The organism is Agrobacterium sp. S7/73, from assembly GCF_019355535.1.
Lineage (GTDB): Bacteria > Pseudomonadota > Alphaproteobacteria > Rhizobiales > Rhizobiaceae > Agrobacterium > Agrobacterium tumefaciens.
On the sequence record NZ_CP072136.1, the window covers coordinates 519,823 to 537,742 of the forward strand.

At 58.0% G+C, this 17,920-nt stretch carries 17 protein-coding genes; 12 read left to right on the top strand and 5 right to left on the bottom strand.

Going from position 1 to position 17,920, the window contains the following annotated elements; all coding sequences use genetic code 11:
• Positions 1–187: 187 nt before the first annotated feature.
• Positions 188–1,807, top strand: a complete 1,620-nt coding sequence (uppM, locus tag J5276_RS02350) for a polysaccharide biosynthesis protein UppM (RefSeq protein ID WP_162632994.1) — start codon at positions 188–190, stop codon at positions 1,805–1,807.
• Between the two features lie 16 nt (positions 1,808–1,823).
• Here the strand turns inward: uppM and J5276_RS02355 are convergent, their stop codons facing one another.
• The gene (locus tag J5276_RS02355; RefSeq protein ID WP_003513853.1) at positions 1,824–2,033 is read right to left on the bottom strand and encodes a hypothetical protein; all 210 of its coding nucleotides are present in this window, start codon (positions 2,031–2,033) and stop codon (positions 1,824–1,826) included.
• Positions 2,034–2,272: 239 nt separating this feature from the next.
• On the opposite strand from J5276_RS02355, the gene uppL reads away from it, so the two are divergent.
• Together uppL and J5276_RS30300 are read left to right on the top strand one after the other, a co-directional pair.
• Entirely contained in the window at positions 2,273–3,088 is an 816-nt protein-coding gene (gene uppL / locus J5276_RS02360; protein WP_080800307.1) for a polysaccharide biosynthesis UDP-hexose transferase UppL, read from the top strand.
• Positions 3,089–3,159: 71 nt separating this feature from the next.
• Positions 3,160–3,585, top strand: a complete 426-nt coding sequence (locus J5276_RS30300; protein ID WP_255609776.1) for a hypothetical protein — start codon at positions 3,160–3,162, stop codon at positions 3,583–3,585.
• Positions 3,586–3,619: 34 nt separating this feature from the next.
• On the opposite strand, the gene uppJ is transcribed toward J5276_RS30300, so the two are convergent.
• Complete coding sequence (uppJ, locus tag J5276_RS02370) at positions 3,620–4,564, bottom strand: polysaccharide biosynthesis UDP-hexose transferase UppJ (RefSeq protein ID WP_065702626.1); 945 nt, start codon at positions 4,562–4,564, stop codon at positions 3,620–3,622.
• Positions 4,565–4,572: 8 nt separating this feature from the next.
• Positions 4,573–5,484, bottom strand: a complete 912-nt coding sequence (uppH, locus tag J5276_RS02375) for a polysaccharide biosynthesis endo-1,4-beta-xylanase UppH (RefSeq protein WP_013636689.1) — start codon at positions 5,482–5,484, stop codon at positions 4,573–4,575.
• Positions 5,485–5,764: 280 nt separating this feature from the next.
• Here uppH and uppI point away from each other — a divergent pair, with 280 nt between their 5' ends.
• The gene (uppI, locus tag J5276_RS02380; protein WP_065702627.1) at positions 5,765–6,835 is read left to right on the top strand and encodes a polysaccharide biosynthesis UDP-hexose transferase UppI; all 1,071 of its coding nucleotides are present in this window, start codon (positions 5,765–5,767) and stop codon (positions 6,833–6,835) included.
• 2 nt (positions 6,836–6,837) lie between these two features.
• A complete protein-coding gene (gene uppG, locus J5276_RS02385) occupies positions 6,838–7,917 on the top strand; it encodes a polysaccharide biosynthesis glycosyltransferase UppG (RefSeq protein ID WP_112155657.1) in 1,080 nt (359 codons plus the stop codon).
• A gap of 37 nt (positions 7,918–7,954) precedes the next feature.
• Here uppG and J5276_RS02390 read toward each other — a convergent pair whose 3' ends face one another.
• Positions 7,955–9,025, bottom strand: a complete 1,071-nt coding sequence (locus J5276_RS02390) for a hypothetical protein (RefSeq protein ID WP_065702638.1) — start codon at positions 9,023–9,025, stop codon at positions 7,955–7,957.
• A gap of 500 nt (positions 9,026–9,525) precedes the next feature.
• On the opposite strand from J5276_RS02390, the gene uppW reads away from it, so the two are divergent.
• The 7 genes from uppW (at position 9,526) to J5276_RS02425 (ending at position 17,453) form a co-directional block, all read left to right on the top strand.
• Positions 9,526–10,941 (top strand): Wzy-type polysaccharide biosynthesis protein UppW, encoded by a 1,416-nt coding sequence (uppW, locus tag J5276_RS02395; RefSeq protein ID WP_019565136.1) that lies wholly within the window; start codon positions 9,526–9,528, stop codon positions 10,939–10,941.
• 161 nt (positions 10,942–11,102) lie between these two features.
• Positions 11,103–11,879, top strand: a complete 777-nt coding sequence (locus tag J5276_RS02400; protein WP_112155656.1) for an ABC transporter ATP-binding protein — start codon at positions 11,103–11,105, stop codon at positions 11,877–11,879.
• Between the two features lie 44 nt (positions 11,880–11,923).
• A complete protein-coding gene (locus J5276_RS02405; protein ID WP_003513835.1) occupies positions 11,924–12,694 on the top strand; it encodes a transporter substrate-binding domain-containing protein in 771 nt (256 codons plus the stop codon).
• A gap of 22 nt (positions 12,695–12,716) precedes the next feature.
• The gene (locus tag J5276_RS02410) at positions 12,717–13,439 is read left to right on the top strand and encodes an ABC transporter permease (protein WP_003513832.1); all 723 of its coding nucleotides are present in this window, start codon (positions 12,717–12,719) and stop codon (positions 13,437–13,439) included.
• A gap of 12 nt (positions 13,440–13,451) precedes the next feature.
• Positions 13,452–14,141, top strand: a complete 690-nt coding sequence (locus J5276_RS02415) for an ABC transporter permease (RefSeq protein WP_013636681.1) — start codon at positions 13,452–13,454, stop codon at positions 14,139–14,141.
• 20 nt (positions 14,142–14,161) lie between these two features.
• A complete protein-coding gene (locus tag J5276_RS02420; protein ID WP_065702630.1) occupies positions 14,162–15,076 on the top strand; it encodes a homocysteine S-methyltransferase family protein in 915 nt (304 codons plus the stop codon).
• 427 nt (positions 15,077–15,503) lie between these two features.
• The gene (locus J5276_RS02425; RefSeq protein ID WP_174005746.1) at positions 15,504–17,453 is read left to right on the top strand and encodes a methyl-accepting chemotaxis protein; all 1,950 of its coding nucleotides are present in this window, start codon (positions 15,504–15,506) and stop codon (positions 17,451–17,453) included.
• Positions 17,454–17,606: 153 nt separating this feature from the next.
• On the opposite strand, the gene J5276_RS02430 is transcribed toward J5276_RS02425, so the two are convergent.
• Complete coding sequence (locus J5276_RS02430; RefSeq protein WP_025594288.1) at positions 17,607–17,846, bottom strand: hypothetical protein; 240 nt, start codon at positions 17,844–17,846, stop codon at positions 17,607–17,609.
• Positions 17,847–17,920: the final 74 nt, after the last annotated feature.

The window sequence follows — 17,920 nt, forward strand, 5'->3', positions numbered from 1 at the left end:
TTATCGATCCATTCAAGTCAATCATCTCTTTCATGGACGCGGCGAATAGGTGATGATGGCGGGGATGATGCGGGTAACCTAAAATTCACCCGTTATATCTAGACTTGCCGGTTAATAGTGGTTCTGGCGACGATGAAAACCATCTGTTGCAGGCCTTTTTTGTGGTTCGTTCAAGTTGGATTGGCTGATGTACAGGCTTCAAAAGGCGGGACATAAGCAGGCACGTCCGCTGGATGAAAAAGCGGCGCCCGCCGCCAGACCCCACGGTTCCCTGCTGGACGATCTGGTGGATGAGGATGAGGTTTTCGAGCGCACGGTGCTGAAAGAGCATCTTGAGCCGAAGCCGGCGGCTGCCGTTGCTGAACCCGCTCCGGCTGAAAAGCCCACAAGGCCGACATCGCCAAGCAACAGTTTCGCGGCCACGCTGCCGGGCCTGAAATATATTGACCGGATCGGTGTCGACGAGGTGCTCGGCTGGCTGCGTGCCGGGATCGTCTGGATTGTGCTTGCGATCATTCTCTGCGTCGCCGCTGCACTTTCCTATGCCTATATGACGCCGCCGCGTTACACCGCCTATACGGATATCGTCGTCAATCCCTCCAACCTGAATGTCGTCAATGACGGGGTGTTTTCGCCCAACCAGCAGCGCGACACCCAGATTCTCGAAGTGGAGAGCAAGCTGCGCACCGTTACCTCGCGCAACGTGCTGGCGCGGGTGGTGGACGAGCTGAAACTGGATGAGGACCCGGAATTCATATCCCCACCGCCTCTTGCGCGGCTGAAAGCATTTTTTTCACCCAAGCCGGAAGATGGTGACAACAAGGTCGGCGCGCTTCGTTCGCTGGGCGAACGGGTTGCGGCGGAACGGGATCCGCGTTCCTTCGTGGTGACGCTTGCGGTCTGGACCAATGATCCGGACAAATCCGTGACAGTCTCGAAGGCGATGGTGAAGGCTTTCGAAAGCGAGTTGTTCCAGACGACCTCCGACAGCAGCCTGCGTATCGTCGATGATCTCAAGAAGCGGCTTGAGGAAATGCGCCAGAACGTGACGGTTGCCGAAAAGCGCGTCGCCGATTTCCGCCGCGAAAACGGCCTGCAGGAGAATAACGGCCAGCTGGTCAGCAATCTGGCATCAGGAGAGCTGAATGCGCAGGTTCTTGCCGCGCAGCAGCGCGTCATTCAGGAGGAGTCGCGCCTCAAGCAGATGCAGGCGGCGATTGCCCAGAACCGCACCCAGAGCGACGCGATCTTCGACAGCCAGACCATGAACACCATCCGTGCGCAATACAGCACCTTGCAGCAGCAGATCGGGGCGATGACGCTGACCTATGGCGCCCGCCATCCGCGTCTGGCGACGGCGGGGGCGGAACGCGACATGCTGGAACGCGGCATTGCGGATGAGGCGCAGCGGATTTTGCTGGCGGCCAAGACCAATGTCGCCGAGGCCCGCTCCTCGCTTGATGCCCTGCGGCTGAAGGCGGTTGCGGAACGCGCCAACGTCTTCACCGACAATGAGGCGCAGGTGCGGCTGCGCGATCTGGAGCGAGACGCCAACTCAGCTGCCGCGATCTACGAGACCTATCTCAACCGATCACGCCAGATCGCCCAGCAGCAGACAATCGATTCCACCAATGTGCGGGTGATTTCGCAGCCGGTAGCGCCCAATTCCAGAAGCTGGCCGCCCGGCAAGCTGATCTTCCTGATCGCCGGTGGCGTGGGCGGTCTGTTCCTTGGTCTCGGAATTGCCATCGCACTTGGGCTTTTGGGTTTTCTGCGCCGGACAGATCACGCGGAACGCTACGCCTGAGGGCTGCGACCGCCGATTACTCCTCGGACATCAGGCCGTCATAGACTTCGAGCAGGGCGGCGGCGATGGCGGCACCCAGCGCATTACCCGCATCGCGAATGCCTGTCTCGTCGCCGTCACGGACCGAAACGGCAAGATCGGACGCCTCATTGGCGACGATTTCTTTTGCCCGTTCGATGGCCCAAAGGCCGAAATCGCCGCGGTTGTCGATCGATATGGTTTCCATGGCCGGGACCTTTTCTATGGTGTGGTTTCGTCGTCCCTTAACCCATCAGCCGCAAAACCGGAATAGGGGAGGAGAGGTTGGGGTGGTCACTCAACCCCCGGGCGTATAATTGTTTGATTCAAGCGTCAGATTTATAAGAATATTAATGATAGTTATTCGTAGTGTTTGAAGTCTTATACCTTAATCCTATGCGTGAATATAACAGTGAAACGATGCCTATCTTGGACACCGGACAGAATATGACAGGGAGAGATGTCCCGCATGCGGAAGGGCCTGGCACACACTGGCCGGTTGTTCCGCTTGCGGCTTTGCCCATCACCGATGCGACCATCGAAGAGACGGCGCAGGATTTTATCCTGCGGGCGGAACGTGAACGCGCGGCCGGCGCAAAGCCGTTCTATTCGACATCGGCGAACGGTCAGGTCATCGCACTCTGTCACCAAGACAAGGAATTCGAAGCCCTGCTGCTGCAGGCGGACCAGATTCATGCCGACGGCATGTCGCTGGTAATCTTTTCCCGCCAGTTCTGCGTAAGGGCGCTGCGGGAACGTGTGGCGACGACGGACCTCGTTCATGCGGTGGCCCGGAGGGCTGAGGCGACCGGCACGCGGTTCTATTTCCTCGGCGGTTCCGAAGAGGTGAACCGCGCGGCAGTCGAGGAAATGCAAAAGCTCTATCCACGGCTTGTTTTTGCCGGTCGGCGCAATGGTTATTTCAGACCCGGAGACGAGGAGGCGATCCTTGCCGATATCGTCGCATCGCAGACCGATATTCTCTGGGTGGGCTTCGGCATACCGCTGGAGCAACGTTTCGTCGCGCGCAATCTCGACAGGCTTTCCGACATTGCGGTTATCAAGACCTGCGGCGGTCTGTTCGATTTTCTCGCGGGCAAGAACAGCAGGGCGCCACAATGGATGCAGGATATGGGGCTCGAATGGCTCTACAGGGCCATGCTTGAGCCGAGGCGTCTCGGCAAGCGCTACCTGCTGACCAATCCCATCGCCATATATTCGCTGCTGAAGCACCGCTACGGGTTCGGGGCCGGTAAGGTCTGAAATCTGCGCATTCTCGTTAATTTTTTACCGAATTTCCCCTGACCGTCTGACCGGTTCAGGATCGATATCATGTGAGCGGCATCTGCCGGCGCATGCAATCATCATATGGAGTCGCGCTATATGAGGTCGCTCTAACGTATCGGGGTGGAGGTGTCTTTCCGCGGAAAATCGTTGCAAGTGGGCGTAACGGCGGTACACTGAGCGGATATTACATATTTATTCGAATCAGAAATATATTGGGGACAGCGATGGTAATTACGTCCATTTCTCTTTTCGTATATGGGATTGGCACCGTTACTTCTCTTGCCATGACCTATATAGAAGGCGCCCGCCGCGACAAGGATTGGGACTTTTACCGGGTGACCGGTATCATCCTTTGTTTCTTCTGGCCGGTTCTTGTGCCGCTTCTCATTCTTGCAGCCGTTTTTTCGTCATTCGCTTCCCAGAAACGGCATGTGAATGGGATCTCTTTGCGCAGGGAAAAAACCCTGAGCTGAAAAGCTGATATTAACTGCCGGAACGAGCCCGTGTTCAGGCCTTTTTCGCCGGCGCCTTATAGGGCGTGAGCGTAATACCGAGGCTCGCCATGACGCGGCCGATGGACATAAGCGGTGGATGCGTGGCGGGCAGCAGCGCACCGGTTTTCAGGAATGCGGAAACGGCGCGGACCAGTGACAGGCACAGGCTGACGACGTTTTTGGCGGCAAGCAGCAGCCCGCCCTTCAGGCCGGGGCGTCGGGCGCGGTCGATGCTGTAATTGATGATGCCGGTTCGGAGCGAGCGCTCCATGATCCAGCGCGGCGCCATGCGGTTTTCCGGCACATATTCGATGATGAGGGCTTGAGCGTTCCAGGCGAATTTGAAACCCGCCTTTCGGCAACGGGTGAAGAAATCCATGTCGCCGCCGCCAAGGAAATTGAACCGTACATCGAATTCCGGCTTTTCCAGCGTTTCGAAAACCCGCCTTGAGATCAGGCAATTGCCGGACCCATGGATTTGATCGACTACGCCGGTCGGCGCCTCGATGGAGCCGAACAGCGGGTGTGCCAGAACCGCCTTGGGTGCGGGGGCATCGAATTCGCGATCGACCGGCCCGCCGACAATGTCGACGCCGAAGGATTTTGCGGCAGAGACCATTTCAGCGAGCCAGACGGGCGAGGCCGCTTCGTCGTCATCGATCATCAGAAACCACTGCGCGGATGGATAGCTCTGCCGCGCCGTGCGGAATGCCGTGTTGATGGCGTAACAATTGCCCTGCGTCGGCTCGACCAGCGTCTGGCCCATCATTCCGCTCTCGGAGAAAAACGCACGCGCGACGGCCAGCCCCGCCTGGCCCACCCCGTCATTATCGACGACGACGATGGCGAAGGGGAAATCGACCTTCTGGGCTGCCAGCGAGTTCAGCGTTTTCTGCAAACCTTCCGGCCTGCGGAAACTCGGAATGCACACCACCGCTTCCGGCATGATTTCGGACATGGACACTCCTAAATTCCGGCAAGGGCTGCGGCGGAAAACACGACGGCGCGCAGGCTTTGGCGCGGGCGATTGACAAATGTATCGGCAAGCGCCGAAAAGGCCTCGCGATAGCGCCGGGCGCGAAAGGCCTGCGCCACGGTATAGGCATTCATGTGATTTTCGGATTTTCGGCGAAGCCGGCGCAATTCCTGCGGCGCAATGGCGGCGACGATGGCGGGATCGGAAAACACCGCTTCGATCGCCGGTTCGCAATCCCGGAAGGTCAGAAGGCGGTTCATCATCACGCTTGTCCGGTGCACACGGTAATCCAGCACGTGGCGGCCGGGCAGATAGGCGAAACGGCCGGAGGCAGCCAGCCGGCACCAGCCATACCAGTCTTCCGCATAACGCAATGTCTCGTCGAAACCGCCAAAATCCTGAAAGATGCGGGTTTTAACCAGCATGATGCCGCCATTGACGATGAAGTTTCCGCCCAAAAGCGGCTGGAGGATGAAACCATCAGGTTTTTCCCGCCGTCTGATGAGGTTGCGCCGTCCGATCTTGGCGCCATTCTCGTCAATGCGCTCATAATCGCCGTAGACAGCAACGACATCCGGTCCGGAGATGCCGGCGCATAGGGCGGCGATCGCGCCCGGCTTCACGCGGTCGTCGGCATCGAGAAACATCGTCCATTCACCGCGCGCCTGCGACAGGCCGAAATTGCGCACGGCGGAAACGCCCTGCCGTCCCTGCGGCCGGGCCAGCAGTTTTACGCGGGGATCGGCGAAACTTTGCACCTTTTGCGCCGTTGTGTCGGTGGAGCCGTCATCGACGACGAGCACTTCGCAAACGGTTTTCCCCTGAGACAACACGCTTTCGATCGCTTCCACGATGTAACGCTCGCCGTTGCGAACGGGAATGACAATCGAAACGGAAACCAATATTTTTACTCCATCAGGGGCGGGTCAATAATTCTCACACTGAAGTTACTACCGGATTAAGCCGGCTTGCGCCAATTGTGACGTGGTATAGCGTCAGTTAACCTTGCAAATCTTTAATATCCTTTTGGCATGATCAAGATGTTATGTTTTGAGAATTAGAGCGCCGTGCGGCCATTGGGACGCATCAGCGACGTTCTGACAGTTGTGATATGCGCATCGTCCCTTTCGAAAATCGCTTTCGATTTTCAGGCCGATGCGCCGGGGTTGTGGAGGCGGGCGAATGCAGATCGGGCGGCGGAATTTTCTGGGTGGTGCTGCAAGCGCGGGCCTGTTGCATGCCATGGCCGGGCAAGGCGTTGCCGCGACCAGGAAAACGTCGACAAAGATTGCCCCTTACGGTGCGGCCATCTATCTGCCGGACCTTACCGCCGATAGCCGCATCGGCGAAGCGGTGGTCAAATATTGCTCTCGCATCACACCCGTTACTGAAATGAAATGGGAGGTGATGCGGCCTTCGGCAGAGGTGTTCGATTTTGCCGCTGCCGATGCGCTTGCGAACTTCGCGCGCCAGAACAAACTCACCATGCATGGTCATCCGCTTATCTGGTACGCTTCCAACGCGCCCTGGCTTGCCAGCATCGGCAGCGGCGCGAAGGTCGAGAAGTTGATGGAAACCCACATCGTCAAGGTGATGGAACGGTACAAGGACGTGATACACAGCTGGGATGTGGTCAATGAGCCTATCCCCGACGTGCCCGGCAATGTGCGCTCGCGCCGCGACGCCTGGTATTATGGCGCAGGCCCGGACGCCATCAAAAAGGCCTTTGACATCGCCCATTCCGTCGATCCGAAGGCCCAGCTCGTCCTCAACGAATATGATGTGGAATTTGCGGTCGAGAAATCGCCGGCCAAGCGCGCGGCCTTCCGCAATCTCATTCTCGAGCTGCTAGAGAAAGGCGCTCCGATCAACGCTATCGGCCTGCAGGGGCATCTGCGCGGTGGCTGGCCCATTGCGAAAGACGAGCTTGCCGCCTTTACCAAGGAAATGCGCAGTTATGGTCTTGCCGTTCTGGTGACGGAACTGGATGCGATGGACCAGACGCTTCCCGCGCCGGAAGCCGAGCGCGACATGCTGATAAACGGTCAGGTCCGCGATTTTCTCGAAGCGGCGTGCGAAGGCGGCCCGCTTTCCTCCATCACCACATGGGGCATTTCGGACCAATATACCTGGATTCGCTGGGCCTATCCCCGCCGGGATGGCACCGCGAACCGGCCGCTGCCGCTCGACTGGAGCTTCAACGAAAAACCCATGATGGCCGTCATCAATGAATTCCGGAACCGTGGTGCGTAATTATGACTGCTGAAATGCCGCTTCCTCCCGTACATAAGGCGCTGCAAATCAATCTGCATCCCTTCGACGCACCGCATGCGGCCCTGACCGTTCCGCATCAGCTGCGGGTCTGGGGCGGGCAGGTGGACCGCATTCTCCTGACGGTGGATACCGGCCAGGTTGGAGCCGGCCGCTACAAGGGCAACGGTTTCGAGGCCGCCAGCAAACGCCTGTTTGACATGCTGGAGGAAATGCAGGCCAACTATCCGCATCTGCATGTGGATATTGCCGACTATAGCGATGCGGCGCGCAGTGCGGTGGCGGAGACGTTCTTTTCGCGCTCGCCGGTTCCTTATCCCGCCAAGGCTTTCGACGGCGGGCCTTTCCATGTTTATTTCCACGGGTTGAAACGTGCCAACGCCCGTTATGTGCTGCATATGGACAGCGACATGATGTTTGGCGGCGGCAGCCAGAGCTGGTTCAACGAAGCCATTGCGCTGCAGAAGGCCAACCCGGACGCGCTCTGCATCACGCCGTTTTCCGGGCCGCCCACCGTGCGCGGCGATCTCGATATCTCCCGCCATGTCGGCATGCCGGGGGTGAAAAACATTCCCGAACCGCGCAAGCTGCCGAGCCGCGTTCCCACATGGCGGTTCGCGACCGTTTCCACCCGCCTGTTCATGATCGACATGGACCGTTTCGCCAAGCGTATCGGCTCGCTCGAACTGCTGAGACCCGACGTCAAACGGCGCATCCGCTCCTATGCCTATAATCAGCAACCGGTCTCAATGCCTGCCGAAGAGGTGCTGAGCGACAATATGATGCGCATCGGCGTATACCGGCTTGATTTTCTCGGCACGGGCAAGGGCATGTATTCGCTGCATCCGCCCTATCGCTCGCCCGAGTTTTACGCGGCGCTGGGCTCCATCGTCGAGCGCATCGAAAAGGGTGACGTTCCCGAGGGCCAGCTCGGAGATTTCGATATCAACGGATCGATGGTGGACTGGTCGAGCGCCCTTGCGGCCAAGACGCGCTCCAAACGTTACGCGAAGGCGCTGCGTCACCTGATTTCAGCGAATGTCCAGCGCTTCACTGGGGCATAGAAGGCTCGGCATTTTCTTCACAACCGGCGCAAGTGCCTTAGAAATCTGTGATGAGCTTGCTCCAGCTTTCCGAGCTTAGCCCGCCAATATAGATGTCGCCGGCAAGCGCCCGATCCCGGAGGGCTTCATCCCGGGTGGCCATGCAGAAATAACCGCGATGATGGAAGGTCACGTGGTTCTGACGGTAGAGCGCGTTCATGAGAAACGGTTGCGACATGCCGGTGACATGGGCATAGTTCTCATCATCGAAATGGCGGAACAGCGCACCGAGCACGTCGTTTTCGCGACCGGCATCGCAGACGAGGTTCAGCACATAGGCGGTCCGTCCCGCCTGTCCGAAATACAAGGCAGCGCCGATGATGCGGCCTTCGACATTTTCGATCGCCAGGCTGCTCAATTCACCAAGGGTGCCGTTGGTTTTACTCATTTCGATCAGCCAGTGGAATTCCTCGTGGGACCATTCCGGGCGGACGGAAAAACGCTCGATCATTTTCAGCGCGTTGCGTCGGAACGTCTCGAAATCCACCGGTCTGACCGTGGTGCCGGCAACTTCATTAGGCCTTATGCCCTTTTTCCACGATCGCAGGATACGGTCCACAAATCCAAGCGCCATAAGTCCGGGCCTGGATTTGACTACTTGCGAACGGCGCGGCATGCGCAGGGCAATCGCGCTGAAAGGCTTGAGCGCCTTGTGCCATTGCAGGCTTTCCATCGGCAACATGCTGCCGCCGATCGCAAGCCAATGATCGGCGCTGACGGGGGAGGCCGTGTCGGAAAACAGCATATCGTGTTTCGTCGCGCGCATGCCGCGGGACAGGCGCGCGGCGCCGAGTGCGCCGAGTTTTCCTTTCGACGCGAAAGCACATAACAACCTTGCGGTAATGGGTTTTCCGTTCGCGACAAACCGCATGGGGACGGCAAGGATAACGCTTGTAACGCCGCTCTCTCCAGCATCGTAGACAACGCTGCCATATTCGGGATCAAACACAGGACTGCTGAAAAACAATGTTTCGACGTAAGCGCCGAAGTCGAAGTTTCTATCAAGCCCGGTCTTTTTGAACGCGCTGTTGAGCACAACCTCGACAGCCGGAAGATCGTCCCTGCGCATGGGTCGAACGCCGGGCGCAGCTGGCTGAACCGGGCGTTGTGTCGCCCCTTCGTTGTTGCTATCGTCCATATTGGTGTGTATCGGAACGTCCACCGTCGGTTTCCAGCTATTTACGCGTTTATGAAATCAACAAGCCAAAGATATATCCAGAGTTGTTAATATACGTTAAACAGAATTTCGGATCATCACCCCAGTATATTCTTAACGTAGCGAAATATCTCTGTCTTAAAATAGATATAAGGAACCTTAACAAGGGCGTATGTCTAGCCAATAATAGGGAAATCAGCAACTTAAATTTGACAGATGAAGTTTGATATGGTCAAGATTCTACCCTTATCCATATGTTGACTTCGAAAATCAGGTTCCGTTTCATTTTTCCGGGTTTCATTCCTATATGATGGAATTACTATTCCTCCGTGTATTATGGATAACTAAAAAATAGGGTTTTGACGGGATATTCATGTTACCGAGACGAAGCATCGGGTACGATGTGAGAACGTATGGAAAAAGGTAGAGAAAATTACCTGATGGATGCAGCGCATGATGAGCAGGCGAGTGTTGCCTGGCGGAATGCACTGTTTTATGTGACATTCTTTTATTTCACGGTCGGCTTCTCGCCCTATATCTCGCTTTCCTCGACCTATCTGGGGTCCGCCATGGCGGCCGGGTCCAACCTCCTCAACCAGCTCACCGCGATCATCCTGCTCATCAGTTTCGTGGCGTTCATGGCAAAGGAGCGGTCGTCTTCCATTGTCTTTACGCCGCGTTTGCTGATGCTCGCGATCTTCGGCTGGTATATTTTTACCTCGGTGGTGGGCGGCGCGCCGGTGTTTTCGCTGCGGCGGCTTGCCATGTGCGCCATCATCTGCGTGCTTGCCAGCTGCTTCCTGCAATTGCCGCGCACCGAGCGGCATTTCACCACGCTGCTTGCCACATGCGTGCTGATCATCCTGTTCCTCTGTTATTTCGGCGTTGCTGTCCTGCCGTCGCGGTCGATCCATCAGGCAAGCGATGCGCTGGAGCCGCTCCTTGCAGGCAACTGGCGCGGGGTCTTCCGCCACAAGAACGAGGCAGCCTCGATCATGGCGGTGCTGATGATCGTCGGGATTTATTTGTGCAAGCGCTGGTCCCTTATCGGCGGCCTGGCGGTTCTGTTGCTGTCGTTGATCTTTCTCGTCAAGTCGGGTGGCAAGACCGCGCTCGGCCTGATGCCGATCATCATCGCCACGGGCTGGTTCATCGTGGGCTGGCCCAGATGGCGTTACGCTGTTGTGACCGTGCTTCTGGGAACCTTCGCCGTGGTGATCGTCGGCACGACCGTTGATCCGGTCTTTTCACAGATGCTGACGAAACTGGGGATCGACGCCAGTTTCACCGGCAGAACCGATATCTGGACCGTCTCGATAGATTATATCCGCCAAAGCCCGATCGTCGGATACGGCTACCAGGCCTTCTGGCGCAGCGACACCCTGATGACGAGCTTCACCGAGAACAATACCTGGGCAACGACGGCGCCGGATTCCCACAATGGCTATTTCGACCTTGTGCTTGGCGGCGGCGTGCCAGGTCTTATTCTGGTGCTGACGTGGATTTGTCTGATGCCGCTTCGCGATCTCGGCAAGATGGATGAGGCCACGCGCAAAAGCCCGCTGACGAAGTTGTATGTCGGCGTCTGGCTTTATGTCCTGCTCTACGGCTTTCTGGAAACGATGTTCTTCCTCAGTACCGGTTTCGTCTGGTTTTTCCTCGTCGTTGCCGTGATGGGCCTGCGTTTGCAGGCGAATGCCAGCCTTGTCGAGGATGAGGCGCAGGCGGAACCGCAATTGGCCCTGACTGGCAGTAACGCGGCCAGCGTGGCGAGGCGCATCAGGGGCAAATCGCGCAGATCGTTGCTTGCGGATGATATTTTGAAATGATTTTTCGTTTCAAATGTGTAAAAGAGCCTGATATTGCGCGCGTTTGCAGCGGGTTTCGCTAAACATGCGTGGCTTAAGTCTTTGTTGTTATGCATGTCCTGTCGCAAAACCGCTCCGCATTTTGCTCGACACGCAATGAACCGGATCGGCAAGGTCAATAAATGGCAGATACAGGCGCCTGTGCGCTCGAAGCGGATGACATCCACAAGAGCTTCGGTACACACGAAGTTTTGAAGGGCGTTTCGCTGAAGGCCCACAAAGGCGATGTGATATCGATCATCGGCTCGTCCGGTTCCGGCAAGAGTACCTTCCTGCGCTGCATCAACTTTCTCGAAACGCCGGATCGCGGCCGGGTCATCGTCAATGGCGAGGAGATCGCCATGAAGATTGGCAGGGACGGCAAGGCTGTGCCGAAAAGCTGGCGGCAAGTGGAAAAGCTGCGTACAGGGCTTGGCATGGTGTTCCAGAATTTCAATCTCTGGACCCACCGCACCGTTCTGGAAAATGTCATCGAAGCGCCTGTTCACGTTCTCGGCGTCAAGCGGCAGGAGGCGGTGGAAAAGGCCGAAGCCCTGCTGAACAAGGTTGGCCTTTACGACAAGAAAAATGCCTATCCGGCGTTCCTCTCCGGCGGGCAGCAGCAGCGCGCCGCGATTGCGCGCGCGCTCTGCGTGGAGCCGGCGGTGATGCTGTTCGACGAACCCACCTCGGCGCTCGATCCGGAACTTGTGGGCGAGGTGCTGAAGGTCATCCGCGATCTGGCCGAGGAAGGCCGCACCATGCTGCTCGTTACTCACGAGATGCGCTTTGCGCGCGATGTTTCCACCGAGGTGATGTTTCTGCATCAGGGCCGGGTGGAGGAAGCGGGGCCACCGGCGCAGGTGTTCGGCAATCCCGCAAGCGCCCGTTGCAGGGAATTTACGGGCGCGCTGGCGTGATGGCCGTTTCGCTTCGCCGTTTGTTTTAACAGGAGAGACTTTAAATGAAATTCTTCGCCACGCTGCTTGCCGGAACGGCATTTGCGGTTTCCGCCTTCACCGCCAGCGCCGATGTCCGCTTCGGCATCATGAACGAATCCTACCCACCCTTCTTCGCCAAGGATGCCAGCGGAAAGTGGCAGGGCTGGGAAATCGATCTCATGGACGCCGTCTGCGCGGAAATGAAGGAAAAATGCTCGATCGTCGAGCTTTCCTGGGATGGCCTCATCCCGGCTCTGCAGACGAAGAAGTTCGATGTTATCTGGTCGTCCATGTCCAACACGGAAGAACGCGAGAAGGTCATCGATTTCACCAACAAATATTACAACACGCCGAGCAAGCTGATCGGCGCCAAGGATGGCAAGCCGGGTGCGGCGCCGGAAGACGTCAAGGGCAAGACCATCGGTATTCAGGTCGCGACCATCCAGTCCGAATATTACAAGAAATATTTCGCTGCTGTCGCAGACGAAAAGACCTATCAGACGCTGGACGAGGCGTTTCAGGATCTCGCAGCCGGCCGTATCGACTATGTGTTCGGCGACTCGCTCGTTCTCGATGCCTTCGTGAAGAGCGATGCCGGCAAGGATTGCTGCGCCGACATGGGCAACGTTGCGGATGACAAGGAAATCCTCGGCCTTGGCGTTTCCGGCGGCCTGCGCAAGGACGACACCGAACTCAAGAACAAGCTGAACGCTGCTCTCGCTGCCGTTCGCGCCAGCGGGAAGTATGACGAGATCACCAAGAAATACTTCAGCTTCGATATCTACGGTAAGTAATTTCTCCTGACCGGTCAGATAAATGGCAAGCCTTGAAACCACGCTGCAACTGCTGTCACCCTATCCTCCGGGATGGGGCGGCACCCTTTTGAAGGGTGCGGCGTCGACGCTTGCCATTTCCGCCGGTGCCTATCTGATCGGCATCGTCATCGGGCTTGCCGGTGCACTTGGCAAGCTCTCCGGCAACAGGCCGCTTGGCCTTCTGCTCAATATCTACACGACGGCAATCCGCGCCGTTCCCGAACTGATCCTCATCGTCGGGCTTTATTACGCCGGCACTGATGGCCTGAACCGGCTGCTACAACTGGCAGGCCTGCCGCCTTTGGAAGTGAACGGTTTCGTTGCCGCTGTTGCGGTTCTGGGTTTCGTGCAGGGTGCCTATATGACCGAGGTGCTGCGCGGTGCGATCCTTGCCATTCCGAACGGGCAGATCGAGGCGGCGCGCGCCTTCGGCATGTCGCCGGCCTTGCGTTTCCGCCGTGTGGTCTTGCCGGCACTGTTGCCGAACGCCCTGCCGGGCCTTGCCAATCTCTGGCTTGCGGTAACGAAGGATAGCGCGCTGGTGGCGGTTGTCGGTTATCAGGAGCTGGCGCTTGCGACACGGCTGGCGGGCGCCAGCACCAAGCAATATTTCCTGTTCTTTCTTGCCGCAGCCCTGCTTTACCTTGCCATTACGCTGGTTTCCAACCTCGTCTTTTCGCTCCTGGAGCGCCGTGTGCGGCGCGGCCAGCCGGCGTTGGCATAAAGGGGAAGCGGCATGGATTTTTCATGGATCGCCAAATATTGGCCGCTGCTTCTGTCCGGTGCCTGGCAAACGCTGGCGCTGCTCGTGATCTCCGTCAGCATTGGTTTTCTTCTCGCTATCGGGCTTGCCTTCGCGCAGGTCAGCGGCGGGCGGGTGACAAAAATTCTGGCGCGCGCCTATTGCACCTTCTTTCGCGGCACACCGCTTCTGATCCAGCTCTGGCTGCTCTATTATGGCGTCGGCTCGTTTCTGCCGATGATCCCCGGCTTACGTCAGAGTTTCATGTGGCCGGTGCTGCGCGAGGGCTTCTTTTTCGCCGCCGTCAGCTTCACACTGAATTACGCGGCCTATGAGGCCGAGGTTCTGCGCGGCGCGTTGCTGGCTGTGCCAAAGGGTGAGCTGGAGGCGGGCCGGGCTTTCGGCATGGGCCGTTTCACCCTTATTCGCCGCATCTGGCTGCCGCGCGCCATCCGCATCGCGCTGCCGACAATTGCGGGCGAGGTGGTGATGCAGCTCAAAGCCACGCCGCTTGCCTTTACCGTGACGGTGATGGACCTCTATGCCGTGGCCTACAAGGTGAGGCAGGACACGCTGCTCGTTTATGAGCCGCTGATCGTCGTCACCGTCTTCTATCTCATTCTCACCGCCATCATCGCCCGCTGTTTCGGTCTCATCGAACAGCAGGTGCCGGTCCGGCGGTAAACCGTTCAAGGAGCATGAACATGGGCACTATCCGTATTCTCGACGGCGGCATGAGCCGCGAATTGCAGCGGCTCGGCGCCGAGCTGAAACAGCCGGAATGGTCGGCGCTGGCGCTCATCAATTCACCTGATATCGTGCGGCAGGTGCATCAGGAATTCATCGAGGCCGGTGCCGATGTCGTCACCACCAATTCCTATGCGCTGGTGCCGTTCCATATCGGCGAGGAGCGTTTCCAGAAGGATGGCGCATCGCTGATCGCCCTTTCCGGCAGGCTGGCACGTGAGGCTGCGGATGCCTCCGGCCGCGACGTGCTGGTGGCCGGTTCGCTGCCGCCGATCTTCGGCTCCTATGAGCCGCAGAATTTCGATGAAACCCGGGTGCAGGACTATCTGAAGGTACTGGTCGACAATCTCGGGCCCTTCGTCGATGTCTGGCTGGGTGAGACGCTGAGCCTGATCTCCGAAGGCGAAGCGGTGCGGGAAGCCGTGGCCGCAACCGGCAAACCGTTCTGGATTTCCTTCACGTTGAACGACGATGCGGCTGCGACAGGCGGCGGCGAGCCTGCGCTGCGCTCTGGTGAAACGGTAAAGGCGGCGGCCGAATGGGCGGCGCAATCTGGTGCTGCCGCCCTTCTGTTCAATTGCAGCAAGCCGGAAATCATGAAAGCCGCCGTGGAAACGGCATCCGCTGTCTTTGCGGAAAAGGGCGTTTCGCTTGAGATCGGCGTTTATGCCAATGCCTTCGAAGGTGAACAGGGCGATTCCGCCGCCAATGAAGGTCTGCACGGCACGCGCACCGACCTGACCGACGATGTCTATTCGCGGTTCGCCTGCTCCTGGGCGGATGCCGGCGCAACCATGATCGGCGGCTGCTGCGGCATTGGCGCTGCCCATATCCACACGGTTGCAACGGCATTGCGGCGCGCGGCCGCCTGACGCTACCGCGAGCGCTCCCAACGCCACTATCGGGAATGCATGCGGCAGGCTGAAAGGCCTGCCGTTTTTTTGTCCCGTGCAAATTCGAAGCAGATCATGCGGCATAAAGGAATTTTAAAGTTTTAAAGTATAATTGTTGTATTTGTAAGTAAATAAAAGAATATTATAAAGTACTGTCCCTTGATCTTCTTCCTGTTGCGGCCAGTCTTTTCCGTCTGTCGCGTAGCCGCCGGATTCCCGGAACAGGTGCTTGCATAAATTTCAGGGCAGGCATCCCCCTGCGGGCCAGATGCATGATGCAGTTTGCGACAAGGGCCGATGATCCGGCTGATGGGGCCTTGATGATCAAGGCTTTAGACGTGCAATGTCATTTTTGCCGAACACCTCCGGCACGGGAAAGGAGCGGCATCCATTTCAGGAGCTTCCCGTGTCCTTTCTTCAAAATGCCCGTATCCGCACCAAAATCCTGTCACTCATTTTGCCACTCTGCATCGTCGGTCTCGGGGCCACCGCGTTCATGGCAACGCGTTACAAGGAAGCCGACACGCTTTATTCCGAATTCATCGCCAGCGATAATGCTGCGCTGGTGGAGCTTGCGCGGGCAAACCGTAATCTCGTCGCCCTGGCATATGGCGCCTATCAGGTCATGGCTTACGATGCGAATGCTGCGGAAATCAACGTTGCCAAGCAGGCTTATATTGACAGCAAACGCGAGCTTCTGGAGCGGCTGGGCAATGTCAAGACAGTGTTTCCGGAAGAGAGCGCTGCTGTCGATACCTTGATCGCGCAATCCCAGTCCATCGCGCAAATTACCGACAAGGCTGTCGAGTTTGGAATGGCGAACAGAAATGCGGAATCCGCCGTGCAACTCGCCCACGCAGACGTCTCCATCCAACGAACGTCAGCCATCATAACGGCATTGCTGGACAAGCTTGCCAAGGGTGTTGCGACAGGCAGCGACGATCTGACGGATCAGACGAATTCCACGATCCTGACCTCGCTTGTTGTGGTTGGCATCAGCTTTGCAGCCGGCATCATTCTCGCGCTGTTCGTGGCCTCGCGTGGCATCACAACGCCGATCGCCCGCCTGCGGGAGCGTATGGTGTCGCTGGCAGGCGGCGATACGGCAGCCGAGATCGATGGCATGGACCGCAAGGACGAAGTCGGCCAGATGGCGATTGCCGTTCAGGTGTTCCGCGAAAGTGCGATAGAGCGCATTCGTCTCGAACAGGAAACCGAAGCCAATCGCAGCCTTTCGGAAAAGGAACGCATCGCGCGCGAGCAGCAGAAGGCCAAGGAAGCTGCCGACGTCAAATTTGCCGTCGACAATCTTGCAACCGGTCTTTCGAAGCTTTCGGATGGCGATGTGTCCTACCGCATCGGCCAGCCGTTCACGGCGACACTCGACGGCGTTCGTAACGACTTCAACATGTCCGCCGAAAAGCTGCAATCGGCATTGACCCGGGTTGCGCAGAATGCCGGTGGCATCGGCGCGGGCGCAAACGAGATCAAATCGGCCGCCGACGATCTGGCCAAGCGTACCGAACAGCAGGCAGCAGCCGTGGAAGAAACCGCTGCCGCTCTGGAAGAGATCACCACGACAGTGAAGGATTCCACCAAGCGAGCGCAGGAGGCCGGCCTGATCGTCAGCCGCGCCAAGGCAGGTGCCGAACAATCCGGCGAGGTGGTACGTCGCGCCGTGGTCGCCATGGAGCAGATCTCCAAATCCGCCAACGAGATCAGCAACATCATCGGCGTGATCGACGAAATCGCCTTCCAGACCAACCTTCTGGCGCTCAATGCCGGCGTGGAAGCTGCGCGTGCGGGCGAGGCGGGCAAGGGCTTTGCCGTTGTCGCGCAGGAAGTGCGCGAACTGGCGCAACGCTCCGCCAATGCGGCCAAGGAAATCAAGGCGCTGATCACCACCTCGAACGATCAGGTGCAGCAGGGCGTTCAGCTGGTGGGCGACACCGGCAAGGCGCTGGCGACGATCGTATCGGAAGTGCAGGAAATCAACCGGCACGTCGTCTCCATCGTGGAATCCGCGCAGGAGCAATCCTCCGGCCTCCAGCAGATCAATACCGCGGTCAACCAGATGGACCAGGACACGCAGAAAAATGCTGCCATGGTGGAAGAGACCAACGCTGCCAGCCACAATCTGGCCAAGGAGGTCGCTTCGCTCAACCAGCTTCTCGCGCAGTTCAAGCTCGCCGGTACCGCCTATCAGCAGAAGAGCCAGCCCGCTCCGGTTCGCAATGCCGGCGGCAACGACAGATACGTGGCATCCCCCGTACGCGCGCTTGGCCGCAAGATTGCATCCGCATTCTCTGGTAACGCTGCTGTCGATACGTCAAAGGACGACTGGCAGGAGTTTTGATCGCCATACGATTGGCATCATGCCGATCCACGCCCGGAGATGACGCAAGGCTTGCGGGCCTGACATCCGGGCCGTGATTTAAAAACATGCCGCGCAGGGTCCGATTGCTTGCGCGGCATGGCTGAAGGAGGCGCGTGCCGCCGCGTCGGTAAATCAGTCTGGCATCAAATCGGAAATCTGCCCATGTGAGACCAGCAGGCGCGGGTTTGTCATGCTGCCGCTTTCCTCGTCGACGGTAACAGCATAAGCCGCAACGCCGATGTGGCGCGATGCCATGGCGCTCGCTATCTTTTCGGCGGACGCCGCATTGGAAGCCTGCCGCATTTCGCCCGGCACAATGCCCCCGCGTCCCTTTTTGAACTGCACTACAATAATCTTTTCAGCGTCTGACATATCTCGTGCACTCTCGTTTGTTCTTTAAATGTTCTAGTTATATAAGAGATTCAACATGGTGTTACGCCCCGTTT